Raw genomic sequence first — 17,185 nt, forward strand, 5'->3', positions numbered from 1 at the left:
GCGTGCATCGAATCGTACGTTCACACCGAACACATCCATGAGGAGAAAGACCATGAATCTCGACCGTGCCGTGATGGCGTTCGCCGGCGTGATGATCCTCGCCAGCGTGGCGCTGACCCAGCTCGTCTCGCCCTGGTGGTGGCTGCTGACGGCTTTCGTCGGCCTGAATCTGTTGCAGGCCAGCTTCACCGGCTTCTGTCCGGCGGCGATGCTGTTGCGCAGGCTCGGCGTCGGCAGCGGCTGCGCCTTCCGTTGAAGGAATCGTCGCGCATGAGGACCCGGTTCCATGTCCCGGCCGTGCTGGCCGGATTGCTGGTGGCCCTGGCCGGTTGCTCCGACGATTCCGGTCCGGAGTCGATGCCGCCATTGGCGCAACTGGAGACGATGACGGTGGAAGCCGGCCGTGGCATCGGCGGCCGTGGCTGGGACGGCGTGGTCGAGGCCGTGCAGCAGGCCGATCTGTCGGCACAGACCGGCGGCCGTATCACCACGATCACCGTCGACGTCGACGACCGCGTGGAGCAGGGCCAGGTGCTGCTGCGCATCACGGAGGTCGAGCAGCAGGCCGGCGCCCGCATGGCGCAGGCAGCCCTGCGCGCCGCCGAGGCGGCCGTCGTCGAAGCCGAAAGCAACTACCGGCGCTTCGCTGCGTTGGAGGATAGCCAGTACGTTTCGCGTGCCCAGCTGGACCAGGCCCGCGCCGCACGCGACAGTGCGATGGCCGCGCGCGATGCCGCGCGCGCGGACCTGGCGCAGGCCGGCAGGCAGACCGAGTACACCGTGGTGCGGGCGCCGTTCGCCGGCATCGTCAGTGCACGCCGGGTCGAGCCGGGCGAGACCGTCGTGCCCGGCCAATCATTGTTTTCGATGCATGCGCCGGGTGCGTTGCGCATCGAAGTCCAGGTGCCGCAGTCCGAGGCCGCGGCGATCCGCGCGGCTGGACGGGCCATCGTCATGCTGGATGACGGCCGCCGGGTCGAGGCGGCACGGCTGATCGTGTTTCCGGCGGCCGAGCCGGCCACCCATAGCGTGGGCGTGCGTGTTCTGCTGCCGGACCTGGAACAGTCCGGACAGCCGGCACCGCAACCGGGGGTCACCGCGAAAGTGCTGTTCCCGGCTGCGACCGAGCAGGACGCGGATCAGGGGGTCGTGCGGGTGCCGTACTCGGCACTGGTGCAACGCGGCGAGGTCAGCGGCGTCTACGTGCTGGCCGATGACCGCCTCAGCCTGCGCCAGGTCCGGCTCGGGCGGCGCAGTGGCGCTCATGTCGGGGACGGCGGTGTCGAGAGCGATGAAGTCGAGAGCGATGAAGTCGAAGTGCTGGCGGGGCTGAAGCCCGGCGAACGCATCGCAACCGATCCGGTGGCCGCGCTCCAGGCGCTGGCGGCACAGCGCGAGGCGGGTGGGGCCCGGCCATGACCGGGCCGCAGCCGCCCGTCCGCCTGGGATTGTCCGGCCGGCTTGCCGCGGCTTTCCAGGCCAACCCGCTGACCCCGATCCTGGCGTTGCTGGGCCTGCTGCTGGGCCTGGTCGCGGTATCGATCACACCGCGCGAGGAAGAACCGCAGATCGACGTGACCATGGCCAACGTGTTCGTACCGCTGCCCGGGGCGAGCGCGCGCGACGTCGAGCAACTGGTGGCCACGCCGCTGGAACAGAAGCTCTCGGAGATCGAGGGCATCAAGCACATCTACTCGATCAGCCGGCCCGGCATGGCCGTGCTGACGGTCGAATACACCGTCGGCGTTGCGCGGCAGCCGGCGATCGTGCGCCTGTACAACCAGGTCTATTCCAACCAGGACTGGATGCCCGCGGGCCTGGGCGTCGGTACGCCGCTGATCAAGCCCAAGGGCATCGACGACGTGCCGGTGATGAGCCTGACGCTGTGGACCGACGATCCACGGCGGAATGCAACGGACCTGGCCGAGGTCGCGCATTCGCTGGAAACCGAGATCAAGCGCATCCGCGGCACCCGTGATGTCTACACCATCGGCGCGCCGGACCGGGTGGTCGCGGTCACGCTGGATCCGGCGAGGCTGGCCGCCCATGGCCTGACCCTGGCTGATATCGCGCAGTCGCTGCAGGCGGCCAACGTGGTGCGCCATGCCGGCGAACGGATCGCCGGCGAGGGCGCGGTGCCGGTGACCGCCGGCACGTTTCTCGCCGATGCCGACGATGTTGCCGGACTGGTGATCGGACTGAGCGGGGGGCGCCCGCTGCGACTGGCCGACGTGGCCGAGGTGCGGGCCGGCGGTGATGTTCCCGCCCGGTATGTCTGGCACGGTGCACCGGCGGGACGCGCGGGACCGGCACAGGGCGTCGCCCCCGCAGTCACCATCGCGATCGCCAAGAAGCCGGGCAGCAACGCCGCCGACATTACCGGAGCGGTCGAGCGCCGGATGGCGCAGTTGCAGGGCGAGCTGATTCCGGACGGCGTCAGCGTCACCATCACCCGCGACTACGGACGCACCGCGACCGACAAGGCGCAGAAGCTGATCCAGAAGCTGGTCTTCGCCACCGGCTCGGTGCTGCTGCTGGTGCTGTTCGCGCTGGGCTGGCGCGAGGCGATCGTGGTCGGCAGCGCGGTCGTGCTGACCCTGGCGGTGACCTTGTTCGCGTCGTGGGCGATGGGGTTCACCCTCAACCGCGTGTCGCTGTTCGCGTTGATCTTCTCGATCGGCATCCTGGTCGACGATGCGATCGTGGTGGTGGAGAACATCCATCGGCACATGACCATCGGTGGGAAGGATGGCCGGGGCAGGAGCCTGCGCGAGGCGATTCCCCCGGCCGTCGACGAAGTCGGCGGTCCCACCATCCTCGCCACCTTCACCGTGATCGCGGCATTGATGCCGATGGCATTCGTATCCGGGTTGATGGGGCCGTATATGCGGCCGATCCCGATCAACGCCTCGGCCGGCATGCTGCTGTCGCTGGCCATCGCGCTCGTGGTGACGCCGTGGCTGTCGCTGAAGCTGCTCTCGCGGCACGTGGCGCACGCACCGGCGGCGGCAGCGGACGGCGGCGAATCCCGCCTGCACCGGCTGTTCGGCCGGGTCATGCGTCCGTTCCTCGATCCCGCTCGCGGCGGCCGGCGCCGGCGCATGCTGTTTGCCGGCATGGCGGCGCTGGTGGTGCTGGCGGCATCGCTGGCGGTACTGGAATGGGTCGTGCTGAAGATGCTGCCGTTCGACAACAAGTCCGAACTGCAGGTGGTGGTCGACCTGCCCGAGGGGCGCACCCTGGAGGACACCAACGCGCTGCTGGGCGAGCTGGCCGCGGTGGTGGACACGGTGCCGGAGGTCCTCGACTACCAGGGCTATGCCGGCACTGCCGCGCCGATCAACTTCAATGGCCTGGTCCGCCAGTACTTCCTGCGCAGCGGCAGCAACGTCGGCGACCTGCAGGTCAACCTGGTCGACAAGCACGACCGCCATCGCCAGAGCCACGAGATCGCCCGCGCGCTGCGTCCGGCATTGGCCGCGATCGGTGGTGCACATGGCGCTTCGGTCAAGGTCGTCGAGGTGCCGCCGGGGCCGCCGGTGCTGGCGCCGCTGGTTGCCGAACTGTATGGCCCCGACCATGCGCGCAGCCGCGAACTGGCGCTCGAACTGGCGCGTCGCTTCGCCGCGACCGGGGGCATCGTCGACATCGACACCACCGTGGAGAGTGATGCACCGCGCGAGGTCCTGGTGGTCGATCGCGTCCGTGCATCGCGCCTGGGCGTGCCGCAGGCGGCGATCGCCGACGCCCTGGCCGCGGCGATCGGGGGACTGGATGCGACCTGGGTGCAGGACGGGCGATCCAAGTACCCGCGTCCGGTGCGCCTGCGCCTGCCGGTGGCCGACCAGGCCGGCCTCGAACGGCTGCTGGCATTGCGCGTGCGTGGCGGGGAGGGGCAGCTGGTGCCGCTGTCGGAACTGGTCACGGTCGAGCGTCCGGCCTGGGACGGCGCGATCCATCACAAGGACCTGCTGCCGGTGGTGTACGTGACCGGCGACGAGGCCAGCCGGCTCGACAGTCCGCTGTATGGCATGTTCGACCTGGTCGGCCAGCTGCGCCGCGAGGAAGTCGGTGGCCACAGGCTTCGCCAGCACTTCATCAGCCAGCCCGAGGACACCAGCCACTTCGCGGTGAAATGGGATGGCGAATGGCAGATCACCTACGAGACCTTCCGCGACATGGGCATCGCCTACGCCGCCGGCATGGTGCTGATCTACCTGCTGGTGGTCGCGCAGTTCCGCAGTTACCTGGTGCCGCTGGTGATCATGGCGCCGATTCCGCTGACCGTGATCGGGGTGATGCCGGGGCATGCGCTGCTCGGCGCGCAGTTCACCGCGACGTCGATGATCGGCATGATCGCCCTGGCCGGCATCATCGTGCGCAACTCGATCCTGCTGGTGGACTTCATCAACCAGGCCGTCGCCGAAGGTGCGCGGCCGGAGCAGGCGGTGATCGATGCCTGCGCGGTGCGGGCCAAGCCGATCGCGTTGACCGGCCTGGCGGCGATGCTGGGCGCGTTCTTCATCCTCGACGACCCGATCTTCAACGGACTGGCGGTGTCGCTGATCTTCGGCATCCTGGTCTCGACCGTGCTGACCCTGGTCGTGATCCCGCTGCTGTACTACGCCCTCCTGCATCGTCGCCGGGAAGTTTCCGAATGATCCCGACCAGGCCCCGCGTCGCCGGCCTGGTCGCGCTTGCCGTGCTGCCGGCGGTGAAGGGCGGCGATGGTGCCATCCATGCCGGCTGCGGCAACATGCCATGAACACACCGCCGGGAGTCATGCCAATGAAAATCGCCTGCCCGCACTGCATGGCGATCAACAACGTGCCGGCCGGACGCCTCGGCGACGCGCCCGGGTGCGGACGCTGCCACCAGCCGCTGTTCACCGCGCACCCGCTGGCACTGGAATCCACCACCGCGTTCGAGGCGCACGCGGTCCGCAGCGATCTGCCGCTGCTGGTCGACTTCTGGGCGCCATGGTGCGGCCCGTGCCGGACGATGGCGCCGCATTTCGAGGCCGCCGCCGCGCAACTCGAGCCCACGATGCGGCTGGCCAAGGTCGACACCCAGGCGCAGCCGGAACTCGGCGCACGCTTCGGCATCCGCAGCATCCCGACCCTGGTGCTGTTCAGGGCCGGGCGCGAGCTGGCGCGCATGTCCGGCGCCTTGCCAGGCGGCGAAATAGTGCGTTGGGCGCGGTCGCATCTCTGAGGCGCCGTCATGTCGATGCCACGACAACGCAACGCCCTGGCGGGATTCTTCAAGCGCGAGCATGTGCGTTGGCATGCGGGCAGCGCGCTGCGGGTGCTCGACGGCGGGGCCGGCGCGAGCGCTTCAGGCCGGTGTTCTTCAATCCGTCGAAGCAACCCGGCCAGCGGCTCGGCCCATCGGCGGGGTTCAGCTGAGCCACCACCATGTCGCCGCCAGCACCAGCGAAGCCGGCCACAGCAGCCAGGGCGACAACATCGCCTGCGCCCAGCGCCGTTGTGGACGCAGGCCGAGGCCATGCACGAACAGTGCACATACCAAGATCAGCAGCGGCATCAGCAAGCCATGGCCGGCGGAGGTCAGTTCGCGCGCCCGCATCGCCGGCAGTATCAGTAGCGCTGCCGACAACGTCAGCGCCAGCAGCAGTGAGACGATGCGGGCCATCAGGTCCCGGGCGGACGGTCCGGGCGACCTTCCGTCCGCTCGGCATGCATCTCGTACCACATCGCATTGAGGATCGCGAAGGCGCTGGCGAAGGCCAGCCCCAGGATCCAGGTGAAGTACCACATCAGTAACCCTCCTCGGATTCGGCCACGTGCGCGTGGGTGACCTGCCCGCGCATCACCCGGAACGCCCAGGTGCTGTAGACCAGTACGATCGGCAGCAGCACCACCGTCGCCAGCAGCATGATGCCGAGCGTGCGCGGGCTCGACGACGCATCCCATACGGTCAGTCCGTGCGACGGGTCGGTCGCCGAGGGCAGCAGGAACGGGAACAGCGCCAGGCCGGCGGTGAAGATGATCGCGGCCACCGCGATGGCGCTGGCGACGAAGGCCAGGCGGCGCTGGCGCAGCAGCGCGACCGCCACCAGTCCCGTCACCGCCAGCACCGGTGCCAGCAGCGTCCACGGATTCTCGCGGTGATGCGACAGCCATGTACCGTTGGCCACCTCCACCTGCTTCTGCAGCGGATTGGACGGCCCCAGCGTGGCCGCAGTCCCCACAATCTCGTGTCCGCCCATCACCGTCAGCCAAAGTCCGGCTGCGATGAAGGCAACCAGTGTCACCAGTGCGGTGATCCGTGCGATACGGCGGGCGCGCAGGCCAACCGGATCCTCGATCTTCATCGCCGCGAAGGTGGCGCCGTGCATGACCAGCATCGCCAGGCTGACCACACCGGCCAGCAACGCGAAGGGGTGGAACAGTCCGAAGAACGAACCGTCGTAGACCGGCAGCAGGTTCTCGGTCATGTGGAACGGCACGCCCAGGAACAGGTTGCCGAAGGCCACGCCGAACACCAGTGCCGGCACCACGCCGGCTATGGTCAGCGCCCAGTCCCAGGTTCCGCGCCAGCGCCTTGATGGCAGCTTGTTGCGGAAGTTGAAGCCGACCGGGCGCAGGATCAACGCCAGCAGCACCAGGAACATCGCGAAATAGAATCCCGAGAACGACGCCGCGTACAGCAGCGGCCAGGCTGCGAAGATTGCGCCGCCGCCGAGGATGAACCAGACCTGGTGGCCCTCCCAGTGCGGTTCGATCGACTCCAGGACCATGCGTCGCTCGACGTCGTCGTGACCGAGCAGGCGAACGATCGCGCCCACCCCGAGGTCGTAACCGTCGCTCACGGCGAAGCCGATGAGCAGCACGCCCAGCAGCAGCCACCAGATCACGCGAAGGGTTTCGTAATCGAACATGGCCGGGCTCCGTCAGGGCTGGGAGGGGGAGATGGAACCGTCGCCGATGCGATCGAGCGGCCACACGTTGAGTCCATCGGGACCGGCCTTGATCATGCGCTTCATCAGCACGACATCGACGACTGCCAGCGCGGTGTAGAGCACCACGAAGCCGATCAGGCTGGCGGTGACCTGTCCGGCGCTGGTCGAGGACACGCCCAGGAAGGTCGGCAACACGCCATCGATCGCCCACGGCTGGCGGCCGTATTCGGCGACGATCCAGCCCAGCTCGGCCGCAACCCACGGCAGTGGCAGGCTCCACAGTGCCAGGCGCAGGAAGCGCGGGCGATCGAACCGGCGCCGGGAAACCAGGTAGAAGGCGTAGCCGAACAGCAGGATGAAGTAGAAGCCGAGCCCGACCATGATCCGGAACGACCAGAACAGCACCGGCACGTTGGGCACCGTGCTCCATGCGGCACGGTCGATGACCGCCTCGTCGGCCTTGGCCGGGTCGTCGACGTAGCGCAATGTCAGCAGGCCGAAGCCCAGGTCGTGGCGCAGGGCAAGGAAGAGATTGCGCTTGTCCGGATCGTCCGGGTCGGCGCGCACCGCCTGCAACGCGGCATGGGCCTGGATGCCGCGGCGGATGCGCTCGCGGTTCTGTTCGACCAGCTCGTGGATGCCGGGCACCTGCTCGTCCAGCGACCGGGTCGCGATCAGGCCCAGTGCCCACGGGATGTGGATGCCGGCGACGGTCTCGCGCTTCTCCATGTCCGGAAAACCGAACAAGGTGAACGAGGCCGGCGGTGCCTGGGTATGCCACTCGGCCTCGATAGCGGCCACCTTCATCTGCTGGTTTTCCGAAGCGGTGTAGCCGCTCTCGTCGCCGAGCACCACCACTGATAACGCCGAGGCCAGGCCGAAGCTGGCCGCGACCGCCATCGAGCGTTTCGCGAACTCCACGTTGCGCCCCTTGAGCAGATACCAGGCGCTTATCGACAGCACGAACATCGCCCCGGTGACATAGCCGGCGCTGACCGTATGCACGAACTTGGATTGTGCGACCGGATTGAACAGCACCGCGGCGAAGTCGGTTACCTCCATCCGCATCGTCTCGAAGTTGAACTCGGCGCCGACCGGGTACTGCATCCAGCCGTTGGCGATCAGGATCCACAGTGCCGACAGGTTGGCGCCGATCGCGGTCAGCCAGGTCACGGTCAGGTGCTGCAGTTTCGACAGCCGGTTCCAGCCGAAGAAGAACAGGCCGACGAAGGTGCTCTCCAGGAAGAACGCCATCAACCCTTCGATCGCCAGCGGCGCACCGAAGATGTCGCCGACGTAGTGCGAGTAGTAGGCCCAGTTGGTGCCGAACTGGAACTCCATGGTGATGCCGGTGGCGACACCCATGGCGAAGTTGATGCCGAACAGGATGCCCCAGAACTTGGTCATCTGCTTCCAGATCTCGCGCCCGGTCATCACGTAGACGCTTTCCATGATCGCCATGATCAGCGCCAGCCCGAGCGTCAGCGGCACGAACAGGAAGTGGTAAAGCGCGGTGATGGCGAATTGCAGGCGGGACAGATCGACCACGTACAAGTCGGGCATGGAAATCACCTGTGCAGTTGGAGACGGTCGGAGACCTCGCCGGCGTCGATGTCGGGACGTTGCCCGCCGGAGAAGAAGAACGCGAACAGCAGGGCGATGAAGGCGATCTTGATCGCCAGCACCCAGCCCAGGTGGCGACGCAGCCGCCAGGCCCAGTGCGGCCCCTGTCGCGTCGTGCGTTTTGTCGGTTCGAGCATCGTGCCTACCCCGGTAGTGAAGGGTGGGTCAGGCTGTGATTGCGACAAACTCTAGAAGAACTGTTTCCTGCCATCCATTGGGCATTTTGTCCTGCCATCCATTCGACCGCTCCAATCAGGAGTCGCAGCCGGGATTCGTTGACTCCCGGAAGCCGGGTGGGCGGCCTTAATTCCCTTGCGAACTCGCCAGCGCGGCGTTGAGCATGTCTGCCAGCCGCTGCCCTCCCGCACGCAACTGTGCCTCGGCAACCGGCCGCCACTGGTCCATGTAGCGCCTTCCGACCTTCGGCCCGGCCGGGTAGAAACCGGGCTGGATGACCGCGCTGCACGAAGCTTCCGCCCACCTTGCCGCCGAGCCGGTAGCGGGCGCGTGAACAGGCGCCGGCAGCGTCCGCAGCCGTGCCAGCCACTGCGCCTCGTCGAGGCGGGCGCTGTTGAGCAGGCCGCTGTCCCACAGCGCATGCAGGTTGCTGCCGCGTCCGTCGCGACTGCCGTCGTCGATGCTGATCTGGACGGTATTGCCGCCCTTGTCGTGGCCATGGCCGGCGTGCAACGGCTGGTGCACGTCGCCAACGAAGTGGACGACGAACTTGAGCGCCTGCAGGCGTTCGGCGCGCGGCCGGCTGCGGTCGGCGAGGATCGCGGCCTGGTCGTTGATCGCCTCGACCACACAGTTGCCGCCCTTGCAGTGGCGGGCGGCGATGTAGTGGCAGTCGTCCTCGGCAATGTTCACGTAGTGCCAGCGCGCGCTGCGGCGGCCCAGGTCGGGATCCTCTGCGCGCAGCTGATCGGCCCAGTTGGCGATGCCGGCCAGGGTCGGGTCGTCCTCGCCTTCGAGCAGGGCCAGTGCTTCGGCGCGGGCTTCGGGCGTCATCCCGTCCCAGGCCAGTCCGGCGATCAGACGGTGGCCAAGCGGCCCCCAGGCCGCAACCGGGACGGGGATGAGCAGAGCGATGGCGAGCAGGCAGGAAAGCAGGCGGGTCATGCCGGCCACTGTAGCCGATATGACCCGCTGCCAAGGCTGTCGCCGGTGTCCGCATGACGCGCTGCGGACGGCTAGAAGCGCTTCACGTAGGCGGCCCCGTAGACCACAGGGTCGATGTTGGCCGTGCCGACCTTGGCGCCGTCGATCTTCACGTCGGTGTCGATGTCGATCCAGCGGGCATCGATCCGGATCGCGCTGCGCTCGCCGACCGTGAAGTCGATGCCGACGTGCGCGGCCAGGCCCCACGAATCGTCCAGCGACAGCTTGCTGCCGGCCAGCGGACCACGGGTCTTCTCGCTGAAGAAAGTCGTGTAGTTGATGCCGGCACCCACGAACGGCGAGACGGTGCCGCGATGGTTGAAGTGGTACTGCAGAGACACCGTCGGCGGCAGGTGCCGGGTGCTGCCGGCCTTGCCGACGCCGGGAATCTCGATGTCGTGCTCGAACGGCCAGGCGGCCAGCACTTCCAGGCCGAGGCCATCGCGGAGGAAGTATTCGAAGGTGATCGTCGGCTTGACGTCGCTGTCGACCCTGATCGGCACGCTGCCGCCGATCAGGCTGCCGTTGTCCGACTTGGGATCGACGACATGGGCGCCGACGCCGAGGGTCCATTCGCCCGCGGACTGGGCAAGGGCGGGCAGGGCGGCGGTGCCGAGGATGAGGCCGATGGCGCTGCAGACAAGTCCTTTGTGCATGTACATGTGGGTAGGTTCCTCTTGGTGGATGACGCCACTATCCGCCCCGGCTTGGGGCGGTCGTTTGACCATGGTCAAATCAGGCCGTTTCCGCGGCCGCGGACAGCTTCCCTGCTAGAATGCGCATTCCCCGTCAACTGCCGCCTGGCGCGGCCGCAGGAGCTTCCAGCAATGACCATCAAGGTAGGCATCAACGGTTTCGGCCGCATCGGACGCAACGTATTCCGTTCGGCGATCCAGAACTTCGCAGGCGAAATCGAGATCGTCGGCATCAACGACCTGCTGGAGCCGGACTACCTGGCCTACATGCTCAGCTACGACTCCGTGCACGGCCGCTTCAAGGGCCAGGTATCGGTGGAAGGCGGCGACCTGATTGTCAACGGCAAGAAGATCCGCCTGACCGCCGAGCGCGACCCGGCCAACCTGAAGTGGGACGACATCGGCGCCGAGGTGGTGATCGAGTCGACCGGCCTGTTCCTGACCAAGGAAACCTGCCAGAAGCACATCGATGCCGGCGCCAAGAAGGTGATCCAGTCGGCACCGTCGAAGGACGACACCCCGATGTTCGTCTACGGCGTCAACCACACCGAGTACAAGGGCGAGGCCATCATCTCCAACGCCTCGTGCACCACCAACTGCCTGGCGCCGCTGGCCAAGGTGATCAACGACAAGTGGGGCATCAAGCGCGGTCTGATGACCACCGTGCACGCCGCCACCGCGACCCAGAAGACCGTCGACGGTCCGAGCATGAAGGACTGGCGCGGCGGACGCGGCATCCTCGAGAACATCATCCCGTCGTCGACCGGCGCGGCCAAGGCGGTCGGCAAGGTGCTGCCGGAACTCAACGGCAAGCTGACCGGCATGGCTTTCCGCGTGCCGACCAGCGACGTGTCGGTGGTCGACCTGACCGTGGAGCTGGAGAAGGACGCTAGCTACGCCGAGATCTGCGCCGAGATGAAGGCGCAGTCGCAGGGTGCGTTGAAGGGCATCCTCGGCTACACCGAGGACAAGGTGGTCGCCACCGACTTCCGCGGCGAGACCTGCACCTCGGTATTCGACGCCGATGCCGGCATCGCCCTGGACGGGACCTTCGTCAAGCTGGTCAGCTGGTACGACAACGAGTGGGGCTACTCCAACAAGTGCCTGGAGATGGCCCGCGTCATCGCCGGCTGATCCGCCCCGCACCTGAAACCTGACGGGCGCGGCCCGGTTGGCAGGCCTTGACGGGCCTACTCGCTGACCCGGTCGCGCCCGCCGCGTTTTGCCCGGTAGAGCGCCTCGTCTGCCCGGGATAGCAGGCGATCCATGAATTCGGGTGATGGCTGGCTGGCGATGCCGATGCTGATGGTCACCCGGCCGCCCAAGCCGTCTTCGTGCGGGATGCAGGCGTCGCGAACCGCATCGCGGAAGCGTTCCGCCACCTCGCGGGTGATCGTGGCGCTGGTGTCGCGCAGCAGGACCACGAACTCCTCGCCGCCGACGCGTGCCAGCGTATCGCCGGGGACGCGCAGCAGGCCATGCATGATGCCGGCGACACGCTTGAGCACGGTGTCGCCGGCCGGATGGCCATAGCGGTCGTTGTAGGTCTTGAAGTGGTCGATGTCGATGATCAGTGCGCCGATCTCGGTTTCCGCATGCGCGGGGTCCTCGACCAGTTCACCGATCTCGCGCCGGAAGCCGCGTACGTTGAGCGCGCCGGTAAGGGCGTCGATGCTGGCGATGCGCTCGAGCTCATCGACGGCGTTGCGCAGATCAGCGGTACGCGCGGCGATTTCCTGATCGCGCTCCTCGACCACCCGCTGCAGTGATGTGGCCAGCTCTCGCTGTGCCTGCAAGGCATCGTTGAGCTCGCCGTAGGCGTGGTTGAGACGGTCGGACAATTCTCCGATCGCGCCGGCGATCGGTCGCAGTTCCATGGGCATGCCGCGTGCACTGTCGGCATCGAGCGGCGTGCCTACGGCGAAGTTGCGCAATGTGTCGAGCAGGCGTCCGGTACCGGCGGCCAGGTCCCTGAGCTGGATCCAGACGGCGGCGATTACACCAAGGCTGGTCACGATCAGCAGGGCGATCAGGGCCAGCGTGCTGCGGCCGATGGTTTCCAGCAATGGCCGATCGGGAGCCAGCAGCACGAGGACCCAGCCGCTCTCCATACGCGCACGTGCGACGAAGGCGCCGCCGCCATTCATGATGTCGTGTTTGAAACGGCTGCGTGCGGTATTCAAGGGCGCCGGCTCTGACAGCGTCAGGCGCGGATCGCTGACGACCTGGAGGAACTCATAGGACAGCCCCGGCGTGGTGTGAATGACCTGGTTGCGGCGATCCAGCAGCAGCATTTCGTAGCCGCGGGCATGGAAGGCCTGGCTGCGCCGACTGGCGAACGTCTCGACATGGATCGACGCTTCGATCACACCCATGAAACGGCCATCGCGGACGATCGGCGCGGATATCGCCACCAGCGGGTCGGTGCCCAGCGCGCGTCCGCGGAAGGCGTTGGAAACGTATGGTTGCAGGGTGCGGGCAGGGGCGGCGAAGTACTCGCGGTCGCTGACGTTGGAGGGGCTGGCACCGGTGTCCGGCCCGGTCATTGCGTGCGCCAGCACCCGCCCTTCGTGATCGGTTACCAGGGCACTGAGCAGTCCAGGCGAGGCGTCGAGCAGGCGGGCGAGGTCGTCCGGCCAGGCATCCGACGCGACATCGCGGGTCTGCGCCAGCACGATGAGGCTGGCCAGGCGGCTATGGACATAGTCGTCGATGCTGGATGACGTCAGGCCGGCCGACAGCCCGAGTCGATCGCCGAGGGAGTCGCGTTCGGCCTGGTATTGCTGCCAGATCAGCACCGCGCTGAACAGCACGGCCGGGACCGCGGCGGCAAACAGCAGCAGCCGGGCGAAGCGCCGACGCAGGGTCCATGGACGTTCCGGGCGGGCCAAGGAGGCGGGCGAACTCAGTGGGACGTTGGGCCTACGCTACCGCGCCGGCCGTCGCCCGACAATGACGCATATCACGGCTGCAGGCGGTCGCCGGCTCAGCGGCGCGACCGGGGCATCCCTGCCACCGGCCGCTGCGGAGATCAGAACGCGGCGTCGAACGCGACCTCTCCGCTGACACCGACCTGATAGGCCGACACCCTGCGCTCGAAGAAGTTGGTCACCTCCTGCACGTCTTGAAGATCCATGAAGCCGAACGGGTTGGTCGAACCGAAGCGCTTTGGCAGGCCGAGCTGGCCCAGGCGCTGGTCGGCGCAGTATTCGAGGTACTGGCGCATGTCCTTCAGCGACAGCCCGACCACTCCGCCGGACAGCACGTCCTGCGCGAACTGCATCTCGCAGTCGACGGCTTCTTCCAGCATCGCGACGACCTGCTGTTTCAGCTCGTCGTCGAACAGCGCGGGTTCTTCCTTGCGCACGGTGTCGATCACTTCGAACGCGAACGCCATGTGGCAACTCTCGTCGCGGAACACCCAGTTGGTGCCCGAGGCCAGTCCGTGCAGCAGCCCGCGCGAGCGCAGGTAGTAGACGTAGGCGAAGGCGGCGAAGAAGAACAGCCCCTCGATGCAGCAGGCGAAACAGATCAGGTTGAGCAGGAACTGCCGGCGCTGTTCGATGGTTTCGATGCGTTGCAGGCCCTGGATCGAGTCCATCCACTTGAAGCAGAAATCGGCCTTGGCCCGGATCGACGGGATGTTCTCGACCGCGTCGAATGCTTTTGCGCGCGCGGCCGGGTCGGGCAGGTAGGTGTCGAGCAGGGTCAGGTAGAACTGCACGTGCAGCGCTTCCTCGTATAGCTGCCGCGACAGGTACATGCGCGCCTCGGGCGCGTTGATGTGCTGGTACAGGTTCAGCACCAGGTTGTTGGCGACGATCGAATCGCCGGTGGCGAAGAACGCGACCAGCCGCTCGATCAGGTGCCGCTCGGCCGGGCCGAACTTGTGCCGCAGGTCGTTGACGTCGAGTGAGAAGTCGACCTCCTCGACGGTCCAGGTGTTGCGGATCGCGTCGCGGTACATCTCGTAGAACCGCGGGTAGCGCATCGGCCGCAGGGTGAGGTCGAAGCCGGGGTCGAGCAGGTGGGGGGAGGTGTTGTCGGACATGCAGGAATTCCTCTGGAGGAGTCCCTTCTCCCGCTTGCGGGAGAAGGTGCCCGTAGGGCGGATGAGGGCAGGGCGCGAGGCGGCCCTCACCCCAACCCCTCTCCCGCAGGCGGGAGAGGGGCTTCTGATTGGCGGCTACTGGCAGGCTTCGCAGCTCTCAGGGTTCTCGAGCGAACACGCCACCGCCGCGGCCGGCGCGATGTTGCTCACCGTCGACTTGGCGATCTTCGTTGCCGGTCGCGAGCGCAGGTAATAGGTCGTCTTCAACCCCTTCTTCCACGCGTACATGTACATCGACGACAGCTGGCCGATGTTCGGGCTCTCGATGAACAGGTTCAGCGACTGGCTTTGGTCGATGAAGGCGCCGCGCTCGGCGGCCATGTCGATCAGCGAGCGCATCGGCAGTTCCCAGGCGGTGCGGTAGACCGCGCGCAGCGACTCCGGGATCGCGTCGACGCCCTGGATCGAGCCTTCCGACATCTTGATTGCGTCGCGCAGCTCCGGTGTCCACATCCCGAGGGTCTTCAACTCCTCGACCAGGTAGCGGTTGACGACGATGAAGTCGCCCGACAGCGTCTCGCGCTTGAACAGGTTCGACACCTGCGGCTCGATGCACTCGTAGCAACCGGCGATCGAGGCGATCGTCGCGGTCGGCGCAATCGCGATCAGCAGCGAGTTGCGCAGGCCGTGCTCGCGGATGCGCGTGCGCAGGGCGTCCCAGCCGAGAGCGTCCGACGGCGCCACGCCCCAGGCCTCGAACTGCAGCTCGCCGGTTGATGCGCGAGTGTCGTCGAAGCCGGGATGTCTGCCGCGTTCGACCGCCAGCTCGTTCGACGCCGACAGCGCGTGGAAATAGATGTGCTCGGCGATCTGCTTCGACAATGCCCGTGCCGGCTCGGAATCGAACGGCAGCCGCAGTTTGAAGAACACGTCCTGCAGGCCCATCACCCCGAGCCCGACCGGGCGCCACCTGAGGTTGGCGCGGCGCGCGGTCTCGATCGGGTAGAAGTTGAGGTCGATGACGCGGTCGAGCTGGCGCACGGCCAGGCGCACGGTTTCGGCCAGCTTCTCGAAGTCGAAGCGACCGGCCTTGCCGTGTACCGGACCTTCCTCGAAAAGCTCGACGTGGTGCGACAGGTTGACCGAACCGAGGTTGCAGACCGCGGTTTCGTCCTGCGAGGTGACCTCGAGGATCTCGGTACACAGGTTCGACAGGTGCACCACGTTGCCCTCGCGCAGGGTCTGGTTGCAGGCGCGGTTGGACTTGTCCTTGAAGTTCATCCAGCCGTTGCCGGTCTGCGCCAGGCTGCGCATCATCCGTGAGTACAGCTCGCGCGCCTTCACCTTTTTCTGTGCCAGTCCGGCCGCTTCGGCGGCGCGGTAGGCGGTGTCGAAAGCATCGCCCCACAGGTCGGTCAGCTGCGGCACCTTGTGTGGATCGAACAGCGACCATTCGCCGTCGGCCTCGACCCGGCGCATGAACTCGTCCGGAATCCAGTTGGCGAGGTTGAGGTTGTGGGTGCGCCGCGCCTCGTCGCCGGTGTTGTCGCGCAGTTCCAGGAACTCCTCGACGTCGGCATGCCAGGGTTCGAGGTAGACGCAGGCCGCGCCCTTGCGCTTGCCGCCCTGGTTGACCGCGGCAACCGAGGCGTCGAGCGTCTTCAGCCACGGCACGATGCCGTTGCTCAATCCATTCGTCGAACGGATCAGCGAACCGTGCGAACGGATGCGGGTGTAGCTCAGGCCGATGCCGCCGCTGAACTTGCTCAGCTTGGCCACGTCCATGTAGCGCTTGTAGATGCTCTCAAGCGAGTCCTCGGGCGAGTCGAGCAGGAAGCAGCTCGACAGCTGCTCGTGGGTGGTGCCGGAGTTGAACAGCGTCGGCGAACTCGGGATGTAGTCGAGCTGGGCCATGCGCCGGTACAGCGCCAGCGCGTCGCCGACGTCCTCGCTCAGCGCGCATGCGACGCGCAGGAAGAACTGCTGCGGCGTCTCGATCACCGAACGCGCGGTCGGATGACGCAGCAGGTAGCGGTCGTAGAGCGTGCGCAGGCCAAAATAATCGAAGCGGTTGTTGAGCGAGTTGTCGATCGCGTCGTTGAGCTTGCGCGCGTTGTCCTGCACGAAGCCAAGCAGGCGGTCGTTGATCACGCCCAGTTCGTGACCGCGCTGCACCGACTGCGAGAACGCGTTGATGTCGATCGCGGCGACTTCTTTCTCGATCACCCCGGCCAGCAGGCGCGCGGCAAGGCGACCGTACTCGGGTTCCTCGGCGGTGAGCAGGGCGGCGGTGCGGATCGACAGTTCGTCGAGCTCGCGGGTGGTCGCGCCGTCGTAGAGGCCGGAGATGGTGCGCGTGGCCACCCGCATCGGATCGACCGAATACAGGTCCTCGGCGCAGCGGGTCACCGCGCGCACGATCTTGTTGACGTCGACCGGTTCGCGTCGGCCATTGCGCTTGGTCACCGTCATGGTCAGGTTGGCGGCCGGCGGGGTCAGGGCGAAGCCGTTGCCGGTCGGGCCATCAACCGAGCGTGGGGTGGCAGGCGGTTCGGCGACAGCGGTCGCGGAGGTGGTCGTCGCTGTTTCGGGGGCGTCGGTGTTCATTGTGGGGCTCCAGTGCAGGGCGCACGGGTCGCCACCCTTCCCTCGAGGGCGACGCACGGGGACATGACGGCATCGGCGATGACGGTCGCCGATTCAGCCACGCCCCCGCGGGCGCGGAATCTG

15 protein-coding genes are annotated in these 17,185 nt (G+C 67.1%); 5 read left to right on the forward strand and 10 right to left on the reverse strand.

Annotated features, from left to right (window positions below; genetic code table 11):
* Positions 1-52 precede the first annotated feature (52 nt).
* From FKV23_RS03090 to trxC, 4 genes are all read left to right on the forward strand, one after another.
* Positions 53-256 (forward strand): YgaP family membrane protein, encoded by a 204-nt coding sequence (locus FKV23_RS03090; RefSeq protein ID WP_141622534.1) that lies wholly within the window; start codon positions 53-55, stop codon positions 254-256.
* Positions 257-270: 14 nt separating this feature from the next.
* Positions 271-1,419 (forward strand): efflux RND transporter periplasmic adaptor subunit, encoded by a 1,149-nt coding sequence (locus FKV23_RS03095; RefSeq protein ID WP_141622535.1) that lies wholly within the window; start codon positions 271-273, stop codon positions 1,417-1,419.
* Positions 1,416-4,661 (forward strand): efflux RND transporter permease subunit, encoded by a 3,246-nt coding sequence (locus tag FKV23_RS03100; RefSeq protein ID WP_141622536.1) that lies wholly within the window; start codon positions 1,416-1,418, stop codon positions 4,659-4,661. The genes FKV23_RS03095 and FKV23_RS03100 overlap by 4 nt, the downstream gene beginning before the upstream one ends.
* Positions 4,662-4,782: 121 nt before the next feature.
* Positions 4,783-5,214: a thioredoxin TrxC gene (trxC, locus tag FKV23_RS03105; RefSeq protein ID WP_407067640.1), complete on the forward strand. Its 432-nt coding sequence runs from the start codon at positions 4,783-4,785 to the stop codon at positions 5,212-5,214.
* A gap of 186 nt (positions 5,215-5,400) precedes the next feature.
* On the opposite strand, the gene FKV23_RS03110 is transcribed toward trxC, so the two are convergent.
* The 7 genes from FKV23_RS03110 to FKV23_RS03140 all read right to left on the reverse strand — a co-directional run bounded on the left by FKV23_RS03110 (position 5,401) and on the right by FKV23_RS03140 (position 10,371).
* Complete coding sequence (locus FKV23_RS03110; RefSeq protein WP_141622538.1) at positions 5,401-5,655, reverse strand: cyd operon YbgE family protein; 255 nt, start codon at positions 5,653-5,655, stop codon at positions 5,401-5,403.
* On the reverse strand, positions 5,655-5,780 hold the full coding sequence (cydX, locus tag FKV23_RS03115; protein WP_141622539.1) for a cytochrome bd-I oxidase subunit CydX: 126 nt from the start codon (positions 5,778-5,780) through the stop codon (positions 5,655-5,657). Before cydX ends, FKV23_RS03110 begins: the two co-directional genes overlap by 1 nt.
* On the reverse strand, positions 5,780-6,904 hold the full coding sequence (cydB, locus tag FKV23_RS03120) for a cytochrome d ubiquinol oxidase subunit II (RefSeq protein ID WP_141622540.1): 1,125 nt from the start codon (positions 6,902-6,904) through the stop codon (positions 5,780-5,782). The genes cydX and cydB overlap by 1 nt, the downstream gene beginning before the upstream one ends.
* Before the next feature lie 12 nt (positions 6,905-6,916).
* Positions 6,917-8,488 carry a cytochrome ubiquinol oxidase subunit I gene (locus FKV23_RS03125; RefSeq protein ID WP_141622541.1) on the reverse strand — a complete coding sequence of 524 codons (1,572 nt, stop codon included), beginning with the start codon at positions 8,486-8,488 and terminating at the stop codon, positions 6,917-6,919.
* Positions 8,489-8,493: 5 nt separating this feature from the next.
* Positions 8,494-8,685, reverse strand: coding sequence for a cytochrome oxidase putative small subunit CydP (gene cydP, locus FKV23_RS03130; protein ID WP_141622542.1), 192 nt, complete (start codon positions 8,683-8,685; stop codon positions 8,494-8,496).
* A 166-nt stretch (positions 8,686-8,851) separates the two neighbouring features.
* Positions 8,852-9,670, reverse strand: a complete 819-nt coding sequence (locus FKV23_RS03135; protein ID WP_141622543.1) for a S1/P1 nuclease — start codon at positions 9,668-9,670, stop codon at positions 8,852-8,854.
* Between the two features lie 71 nt (positions 9,671-9,741).
* Entirely contained in the window at positions 9,742-10,371 is a 630-nt protein-coding gene (locus FKV23_RS03140) for an OmpW/AlkL family protein (RefSeq protein WP_407067641.1), read from the reverse strand.
* Between the two features lie 165 nt (positions 10,372-10,536).
* Here FKV23_RS03140 and gap point away from each other — a divergent pair, with 165 nt between their 5' ends.
* The gene (gene gap / locus FKV23_RS03145; RefSeq protein ID WP_141622544.1) at positions 10,537-11,538 is read left to right on the forward strand and encodes a type I glyceraldehyde-3-phosphate dehydrogenase; all 1,002 of its coding nucleotides are present in this window, start codon (positions 10,537-10,539) and stop codon (positions 11,536-11,538) included.
* A 56-nt stretch (positions 11,539-11,594) separates the two neighbouring features.
* Here gap and FKV23_RS03150 read toward each other — a convergent pair whose 3' ends face one another.
* The 3 genes from FKV23_RS03150 to FKV23_RS03160 all read right to left on the reverse strand — a co-directional run bounded on the left by FKV23_RS03150 (position 11,595) and on the right by FKV23_RS03160 (position 16,927).
* Entirely contained in the window at positions 11,595-13,295 is a 1,701-nt protein-coding gene (locus FKV23_RS03150) for a sensor domain-containing diguanylate cyclase (protein WP_141622545.1), read from the reverse strand.
* 140 nt (positions 13,296-13,435) lie between these two features.
* Positions 13,436-14,455 carry a ribonucleotide-diphosphate reductase subunit beta gene (locus tag FKV23_RS03155; protein ID WP_141622546.1) on the reverse strand — a complete coding sequence of 340 codons (1,020 nt, stop codon included), beginning with the start codon at positions 14,453-14,455 and terminating at the stop codon, positions 13,436-13,438.
* Between the two features lie 135 nt (positions 14,456-14,590).
* Complete coding sequence (locus tag FKV23_RS03160) at positions 14,591-16,927, reverse strand: ribonucleoside-diphosphate reductase subunit alpha (RefSeq protein WP_208543268.1); 2,337 nt, start codon at positions 16,925-16,927, stop codon at positions 14,591-14,593.
* Positions 16,928-17,185: the final 258 nt, after the last annotated feature.

This window comes from Lysobacter alkalisoli, from assembly GCF_006547045.1.
In the GTDB taxonomy this organism is placed as follows: domain Bacteria; phylum Pseudomonadota; class Gammaproteobacteria; order Xanthomonadales; family Xanthomonadaceae; genus Marilutibacter; species Marilutibacter alkalisoli.